Origin of the sequence: uncultured Aurantimicrobium sp. (assembly GCF_936931525.1) — a bacterium.
In the GTDB taxonomy this organism is placed as follows: domain Bacteria; phylum Actinomycetota; class Actinomycetes; order Actinomycetales; family Microbacteriaceae; genus Aurantimicrobium.
The window spans coordinates 1-8,151 of the sequence record NZ_CAKZII010000051.1; the positions used below are offsets into that span (position 1 = coordinate 1).

Consider the following 8,151-nt stretch of genomic DNA (forward strand, 5'->3'; position numbering starts at 1 on the left):
TCGCGGTAGTCCATCTCACCGAGACCCTTGTAGCGCTGGATTCCGTTGTCCTTAGGAATCTTGCGACCAGCTGCGAGGCCAGCTTCAAGCTGGCGATCGCGCTGTTCGTCCGAGTACACGTACTCGTGATCAGCGTTCGACCACTTCAGTCGATACAGCGGTGGTTGAGCGAGGTAAACATAACCGAGCTCAATCAGTGGCTTCATGTAACGGAAGAGCAGAGTCAGCAACAAGGTGGTGATGTGCTGGCCGTCAACATCCGCATCGGCCATGAGCACAATCTTGTGATACCTGGCCTTTTCGGGGTTGAAGTCTTCGCCCACGCCTGCACCGAAGGCAGTAATCATGGCCTGGACTTCATTGTTGGCGAGAGCCTTGTCGAGGCGTGCCTTCTCCACGTTGAGGATCTTGCCTCGCAGAGGAAGAATCGCCTGGGTGTCAGGGTTACGACCCTGAACAGCAGAACCACCAGCGGAGTCACCCTCCACCATGAAGATTTCAGAAAGCGAAGGATCCTTGCTTGCGCAGTCCTTCAGCTTTCCGGGCATTCCGCCACCCTCAAGCAAGCCCTTGCGGCGTGCGGTTTCGCGCGCCTTGCGAGCTGCCATGCGAGCGGTTGCTGCCTGGAGTGCCTTACGGATAATGTCCTTGGCCTGGTTGGGGTTGCGCTCGAACCAGTCACCGAGGAAGTCACCGGTAATGCGCTGAACGAAAGCCTTCGCTTCAGTGTTACCGAGCTTGGTCTTGGTCTGACCTTCGAACTGAGGTTCACCCAGCTTGATGGAGACAACTGCAGTGAGACCTTCACGGACGTCATCACCGGAGAGGTTTTCGTCCTTCTCCTTGAGAATGCCCTTTTCACGTGCGTACTTGTTGACCAACGTGGTCATTGCGGCACGGAAGCCTTCTTCGTGGGTTCCACCCTCGTGGGTGTTGATGGTGTTCGCGTAGGTGTGGACGCTCTCGCTGTAAGCGGTGGTCCACTGCATCGCGATTTCACACGAGATCTTCTTGTCGGGATCTTCCAACTCGAAGTGAATGATCTCGTCGTGAACGATTTCGTTCTTCTTGATGCGGTTGAGGTACTCGACGTAGTCCATCAGACCGTTTTCGAACATGTACGAAACGGTGAGGGGGTTGCCCTCGTCATCGATCTGGTTCTCATCGATCAAGGTGATGCGCAGACCCTTGTTGAGGAAGGTCATCTGCTGGAAGCGAGCACGGAGGGTTTCGTAGTCGAACTCGACGGTTTCGAAAATGTCAGCGTCTGGCCAGAAGGTAATGGTTGTTCCAGAGTCTGTGGTTGCTGCACCCTTTGCCAGTGGCGCTTCGGGAACACCAATGTTGAAGCTCTGGGTGTAGGAGAAGCCTTGACGCTTGACCTCAACTTCGAGGTGAGAAGACAGTGCGTTTACTACCGAGCTACCCACACCGTGCAGACCACCGGAGACGGCGTATCCGCCGCCGCCGAACTTTCCACCGGCGTGGAGAACGGTCAATACAACTTCAACGGTCGACTTACCCTCGGTGGGGTGAATGTCGACGGGGATACCGCGACCGTTGTCAATGACGCGGATGCTGCCGTCTTTGCGCATGAAGACTTTGATGTCATCACAGTGACCGGCGAGCGCCTCATCAACAGAGTTGTCGACGATCTCATAGACCAGGTGGTGAAGACCACGGGGACCGGTCGATCCGATGTACATACCGGGACGCTTACGAACCGCTTCAAGGCCTTCAAGAACCTGAATATTACTTGCGCCGTAATCGGCTTCTGCGGCTTGCTGTTCAGATTCAGTTGACATATGTTTCGGTGGCTCCCTTACGCACTTAACGTGACCCCTCATTCTACCTTTTGGGGGCTGGGAAAACCGGGAGAAACGGGCCGTAGGCGCGTTTTTATTTAGCGCTTGACCAGAAACCTATTTCTAGCCGTAAGTATCGCGAGGACCACGCCCTGGAATTGATTTGGGGCCACGTTTCCAGCTTGGGGCGTTGGGCCCCTGAAAGCGGATTGCGGTGACGCCTGATTCTGGGTGTGATTGGAGAACTTTTGTCAGCACCTCGGTGCGCATCAACCGAAGCTGTGTTGCCCAGGCCGTGGACTCACACGCCACGGTCAATGTTGCATCATCAATTCCGAGTGGAGTTGTCCTCGCGGCGATGTCCGGGCCGACGATTTCTGCCCAATCTGCCAAGAGATCAGATTTGGCCAACGGGGCCTTCCAGCCGAGCTGTTGGGAGAGGTTATCGAGCACATCATCGAGGCCTTTTGGGTCACGGCCGGGGGAGAAGGGCATTTCGCTGGCATGCTCTTCTGCGTTGCGTTTACGCGCACGGGCATCGCGGGAGAGTTTCACGCGGGGTGTTCCGGTGGCCTTGGACTTCAAGCGCGAATACAGCGCCAGAGATTCTGTTTCTTCGGGCCCCGCCGCGTCAGCGGCGTCAGGCCCATTCGAGTTAATTTCACTCATGAGCTGGGATTTCGTGACTAATGGTTCCCTTTTTCACGTGAAACACTTGGGTCATCAATTGTGGGGGAACATCTTCGGCAACCGCAGCAGTAATGAAGGTTTGTTCGAAATCTGCCACGGCTTCAGCGAGGCGCTCGCGCCGAGCCGAGTCCAATTCTGCAAAAACGTCGTCCAAAATCAAGATTGGATCACCCAGTACTGATTCGCTGCGAAGCAGCCGCGCTGCTGAAAGCTTGAGTGAAAGCGCATAGGACCAGGTTTCACCGTGACTGGCATAACCCTTTGCGGGAAGATTGTTCAAACCGAACTCGACATCATCCCGGTGAGGCCCAACAAGTGTCATTCCGCGCTCAATTTCCTGAACACGTCCTGTCTCAAGCAGGTTTTTGAACTTTTCGGCATAGGCCGCGGCGGATTCGGGAGCATCAATAGATGGTTTGAGATCAATACTCACGGCATGATCTGACCCAGCTATTGCTTCGTATGCTTCGCCAAGTGGCCCGGATAAATCAGCAAGGAGTCGGCGGCGCTCAGATGTGATCTCTGTGCCAAGCGCAACGAGTCGCTCATCCCAAATATCGAGAGTTCCCAGGTTTCCCGCATCAATATCTTTGACTCGCGCCGTTTTCAGCAAGGTATTGCGCTGTTTGAGCACGCGGTCATAGTCAGAAACCACCCCGGCAAGGCGAGGTGTTCGCTGAATTATGAGGTCATCCATAAACTTTCGGCGGCCAGATGGCTCACCCCGGACCAACATTAGGTCTTCTGGAGCAAAAATCACGGTCGAGATATATCGGGGGAAGTCCCGGAGCTTGGCATTCGCGTGGTTGACCTGGGCTTTATTTGCACCGTTTCGGTTCAACTGAGCTTCGAGCAGGATCGTGCGGCCGTCATGTGCGAGGTTTACTCGCACAATGGCCGCATCTGATCCCTGACGGATTAACGCAGAGTCAATACTTGTTCGGTGAGAGCCCAGAGTCGCCAAAAAGTTAATTGCTTCGACGATATTTGTTTTACCTTGGCCATTAGAGCCAACTAAAACAACAGAACCTAAGCCAGGTTCAATATCTGCCGTGGCGTAATTTCTAAAGTCGCGAAGACTGAGTGAGCTAACGTGCATCGCTCAGAAGTTCACTTAAGTTAGCGAAGAAGAAGGTTGGGCTGCAGAAGGTAGCGGTATGCATCTTCTGAAGGAGTGTCCTTCGATGTCTGGCTTGTAATCAAGACAGGACCTGGCTTTGCTGGGTTCTCTACCGAGGTAAAGCCAATTCGAGTGAATTCAGAGTGCACCGCACCCAGACCATCAAGCAGGAAGTCGGGCTTGAGTGACACAACAACATCTGGGCCAGAAATAACCGCATCGATGGTTTCCGAAGCCTGAGCTTGTTCCCCGCCAATTGCTTCAAGAGTCAGACCATTGTTTGCGAAAGTGAAGCGCAGTGCTGCTTCACGTTCAACAACAAGCTTTACGCGTCGAGTTGCTTCAATCAGATCAGCAGTGTTGATAACCGCGTAGTTTTCTACCTTTTCAGGGAACAGACGCTTCACGGGTGGGAAGTTTCCCTTGATCAACAAGGAAGTAACTGTTTTGTTGTCTGCAGTAAATGCAATCAACTCACGGTCGTCCTTGTTGGTGATTGAAATGGAGATGTTTCCACTGTGACCGAAGGTCTTTCCAATTTCTTGGATAGTACGAGCAGGAACCAGTGCAGTCATATCTGCAACAGTTCCGGTTGATTCCCAAGGAATGTCGCGGATAGCAACACGGTAACGGTCAGTTGCTACCAAGCTCAAAGAATTTCCGGTGATTTCAAGCTGAACACCGGTAATGACGGGAGTGACATCGTCACGAGATGCGGCTACTGCAACCTGAGCTACTGCAGCTGAGAATTCTTCAGCAGGAAGAACTCCAGTTTCGCCTTCAACCTGAGGAATGGTGGGGTATTCCTCTACAGGCATGGAAAGAAGAGTGAAGTTAGCCGATCCACAGCTGACTTGAATGCGCGATTCAACACTTTCGAAAGTAACTGGTGCGTTAGGCAGGCGGTTAGCAATTTCTGCCAAGAGGCGGCCTGAAACAAGTACTCGACCAGGGGTCTCTACAGTTGCTGCGACCTTGGTCTGAGTTGATACTTCGTAATCAAACGAAGAAAAGACGAGACCTTCTGCGGTCGCTTCAATCAGCACACCCGAAAGAATCGGCAAAGTGGTTCGTGCTGGGAGCATTTTGACGGCAAAAGAAACTGCTTCGCTGAGCACATCTCTGTTTACTTGAAACTTCACCGTGGTGCCTTTCCGTAGATCCCCAAACCTGGGTCTCTCATGCTATCGCGGTTTTTTACCGTCAAATAAGCCCCGAAGTAGAAGGTTATGGAACGGGATTGTTTAATTAATTAACTCTTTAATCTTCTTAACGTCTGTGGATACTGTGTATAACTCAGAGTTTTCAGCCCCAGTGCTCGAAACTACATCGGCGTAAGTTGTGTTTGGCCTGTGTGTGAGCACTCACAAGTTCATTCGCTGCTCGAGAGCTAATTTCTTGTTATTCACACAAAATTATTTTTCATACACAGACAGCTCCGGCGATTTCCCCACATATTCACAGGGTTATCCACAGGGGTAAAACCTTAGTTATTGCGTGCGTAAGAGCTACGTTGCTTAATTCTGGTGGTGAGTTCTGTTACCTGGTTGTAGATAGAACGTCGTTCTTTCATCAATTCAGCGATCTTCTTGCATGCGTGCATCACAGTTGTGTGGTCACGGCCGCCGAAAAGCTGCCCAATTTTGGGAAGTGAAAGATTAGTCATTTCACGGCACAGATACATCGCGATTTGGCGTGCTGTTGCAATTGCTTGTGCACGAGAAGTACCCGTCAACTCATCAATACCTAGGCGGAAGTAGTCAGCCGTGTTGTTAATGATGTCGATAGGAGCAATGATGTCGTCCTCATCAAGCGTGATGAGGTCCTTGAGAACCGTTTGTACGAGGGGAAGATCAACTGCCTGCTTATTCAAGTTGGCAAAAGCGGTAACACGGATAAGTGTTCCTTCAAGCTCACGGATGTTACTGGTGACCTTGGTGGCAATGAATTCCATGATGTCGTCAGGAACACTGAGCTTTTCGCGTTCTGCCTTCTTACGAAGGATGGCAATACGCGTCTCTAGGTCGGGAGTCTGAACGTCTGTAATGAGACCCCATTCGAAGCGGGTGCGCATACGGTCTTCAAAACCAGTGAGGTGCTTAGGCTGAACATCGCTGGTGATGACAACTTGTTTGTTGTGATCGTGCAATGTGTTGAAAGTGTGGAAGAAAGCTTCCTGGGTCTCAGCTTTACCTTGCAAGAACTGAATGTCATCGATGAGAAGAATGTCGATGTTGCGGTAACGGGACTGGAATGCAGCACCACGGTTATTTGCAATCGAGTTGATGAAGTCGTTGGTGAACTCTTCGCTACTGACATAACGAACACGAATTGTGGGGTACAAGCTCTGTGCGTAGTGACCAATGGCGTGCAGTAGGTGGGTTTTACCCAAACCGGATTCACCATAGATAAACAAAGGGTTGTAGGCCTTGGCGGGAGCCTCGGCAACTGCAACAGCAGCGGCGTGAGCGAACCGGTTTGATCCACCAATAACAAAACTGTCGAAGTTGTAACGGGGATTGAGACGAGATTCCAATTCGCTTTCGGTAGCCATGATGGTCGGAGCAGTGACCGGGTTGCGGTCTTCCTTGACTTCTTCAACTATGGCAACAGGAGCGGGAGTATCGAGAGCTACTAAATCAGGGTTTACAACAATGGCGAAAGTGGAAACTTCGCTGAGCTCTCCCAAGCTTCCGATCGCGGAAAGAAGAGGTCCACGCAAACGCTGCTCGACCATGCTGCGGGTGAAATCGTTAGGAACCTCGAGATAAAAAGTTCCTGCCATGATGCCCTTGGGCTCAATGAGTGAGGCAAATCCGTACAACGGGGGAGTAACACCAGGATCTGAAGCAAGTGCTTCAAGGATGGAGTTCCACGTACCGCGCATGATTTTGTCAGTCATGGTTATCCCCTCTGGTTGTTCACGTACTTATCCACCGTATTTTCGATGTTTCACGTGGACCTTTGGTCTCAAGCGTGAAAAGCTGGGGATAACTTCTTCTGACCGTATCGAAAACCTGTGGATGAAGGCAACTCGAGTTTTCAGATTCGTGCGTGTCGTTACGAAAAGATACCGCCCTCAACACTCATAATCTTGGGTTGGTGTGTGCTCTGGTTTGACGGGAGCGCTAGAAAGCCTTAGATTTAATCGGTTGATGCCATTGCGCATCCCAATGTTTTGCGCCGCGCTCTCGTGGGCGCGCGACATCAGCCTTCATGGAGATTGACTTATGAGCAAGAGAACGTTCCAGCCAAACAACCGCCGTCGCGCCAAGGTGCACGGTTTCCGCCTTCGCATGCGTACCCGCGCCGGCCGCGCCATCCTGGCAGCACGCCGCCGTAAGGGCCGCACCGAACTCTCCGCTTAGTATCGGCCGTGCTCGATCGGGCACACCGATTGGCTTTGCCAACGGACTTCCGCCGAATTACTCGTCGCGGAACGAAACAGACCTCGTCTTTGGTTGTTGCTTATGCACTGCCGAGTGACCGAGGTCTTTCTCGTTTCGGGATTGTCACCTCGAAAGCACTCGGTAATGCACCGACCCGTAATCGGGTTCGACGCCAACTGAGAGCTGTTGCCTGGGAAGTGCGTGACTCCCGAAGTGCTGACATTGTTATTAGAGCACTGCCTGCTGCTGCGTTAGCAAGCTGGGATGACTTACATACCGATGTTCTGAGAACACTTGAGAAGTTGAACATCTCAGCATGAAGAATGTCTTGTGGTTTCTCTTCCTATTGCCAAGAAACATCATGATTTCATTGGCTTTGGTATACCGAAAACTGATCTCTCCGCTCTATGGAGATGTGTGTAGGTACTACCCAACGTGCTCACATTATGGACTTCAAGCACTTCAACAACGAGGCCTCATTGTGGGTTCTGCCCTAACACTGCGTAGGCTAGGGAGGTGCAACCCGTGGGCACTCGGTGGCGTCGATGACGTACCGCCTGCGAGGCACAAGTTTTTTAGAGTCACAACACTAGGTTTCGTTGTGATGAATGAAGGAAGGGCATAGCGCTCGTATGGACATTATCGGCACAATTCTGTGGCCCATTAAGTGGGCTATTGAGCTCATCCTTGTCTTCTTCCACTGGCTGTTTACCAGCATGGGCATGGACCCTGCTGCAGGTGCTACCTGGGTTCTAGCCATTGTTGGTCTTGTTGTTGTTGTTCGTGCCGCCCTGATTCCTGTTTTTGTCAAGCAGATCAAGAGTCAGCGCAAGATGCTCGAGATTGCTCCTGAACTCAAGAAGATTCAGGACAAGTACAAGGGTAAGAAAGACCAGTTCTCCCGCGAAGCAATGTCTCGCGAGACGATGGAGCTCTACCGCCGCACCGGCAGCAACCCACTGAGCTCTTGCCTTCCACTGCTTCTGCAGATGCCCATCTTCTTTGGTTTGTTCTCGGTATTGAACGAAGCACAGAACTCCAAGGCTGGCGTTGGTCCACTGAACTCTGAGCTGGCCAAGCAGTTTGGTTCTGCTGAACTCTTCGGAATCGCTCCCCTGCACTCCACCTTTGTGAGCGCAATGAACGC

The 8,151-nt window shown here is 51.9% G+C and carries 9 protein-coding genes; 4 read left to right on the forward strand and 5 right to left on the reverse strand.

Annotation, left to right across the window (positions count from 1 at the left end; all coding sequences use genetic code 11):
- From Q0362_RS02465 to dnaA, 5 genes are all read right to left on the reverse strand, one after another.
- The coding region (locus Q0362_RS02465) for a DNA topoisomerase subunit B (RefSeq protein ID WP_298119408.1) at nucleotides 1-1,805 on the reverse strand (1,805 nt) is incomplete at its 3' end.
- A 123-nt stretch (nucleotides 1,806-1,928) separates the two neighbouring features.
- The gene (locus Q0362_RS02470; RefSeq protein ID WP_298119410.1) at nucleotides 1,929-2,474 is read right to left on the reverse strand and encodes a DUF721 domain-containing protein; all 546 of its coding nucleotides are present in this window, start codon (nucleotides 2,472-2,474) and stop codon (nucleotides 1,929-1,931) included.
- Nucleotides 2,467-3,594: a DNA replication/repair protein RecF gene (gene recF / locus Q0362_RS02475; RefSeq protein WP_298119412.1), complete on the reverse strand. Its 1,128-nt coding sequence runs from the start codon at nucleotides 3,592-3,594 to the stop codon at nucleotides 2,467-2,469. The genes Q0362_RS02470 and recF overlap by 8 nt, the downstream gene beginning before the upstream one ends.
- A 20-nt stretch (nucleotides 3,595-3,614) precedes the next feature.
- Nucleotides 3,615-4,757 (reverse strand): DNA polymerase III subunit beta, encoded by a 1,143-nt coding sequence (dnaN, locus tag Q0362_RS02480; protein WP_298119414.1) that lies wholly within the window; start codon nucleotides 4,755-4,757, stop codon nucleotides 3,615-3,617.
- 344 nt (nucleotides 4,758-5,101) lie between these two features.
- Nucleotides 5,102-6,517, reverse strand: coding sequence for a chromosomal replication initiator protein DnaA (gene dnaA / locus Q0362_RS02485; protein WP_298119416.1), 1,416 nt, complete (start codon nucleotides 6,515-6,517; stop codon nucleotides 5,102-5,104).
- A gap of 328 nt (nucleotides 6,518-6,845) precedes the next feature.
- Here dnaA and rpmH point away from each other — a divergent pair, with 328 nt between their 5' ends.
- The 4 genes from rpmH to yidC all read left to right on the forward strand — a co-directional run.
- Entirely contained in the window at nucleotides 6,846-6,983 is a 138-nt protein-coding gene (gene rpmH, locus Q0362_RS02490; protein ID WP_022881903.1) for a 50S ribosomal protein L34, read from the forward strand.
- An 8-nt stretch (nucleotides 6,984-6,991) separates the two neighbouring features.
- Nucleotides 6,992-7,324, forward strand: a complete 333-nt coding sequence (gene rnpA, locus Q0362_RS02495; RefSeq protein WP_298119420.1) for a ribonuclease P protein component — start codon at nucleotides 6,992-6,994, stop codon at nucleotides 7,322-7,324.
- 41 nt (nucleotides 7,325-7,365) lie between these two features.
- Nucleotides 7,366-7,629, forward strand: a complete 264-nt coding sequence (gene yidD / locus Q0362_RS02500) for a membrane protein insertion efficiency factor YidD (protein ID WP_298119424.1) — start codon at nucleotides 7,366-7,368, stop codon at nucleotides 7,627-7,629.
- Nucleotides 7,630-7,636: 7 nt separating this feature from the next.
- The coding region (gene yidC, locus Q0362_RS02505; RefSeq protein WP_298119422.1) for a membrane protein insertase YidC at nucleotides 7,637-8,151 on the forward strand (515 nt) is incomplete at its 3' end.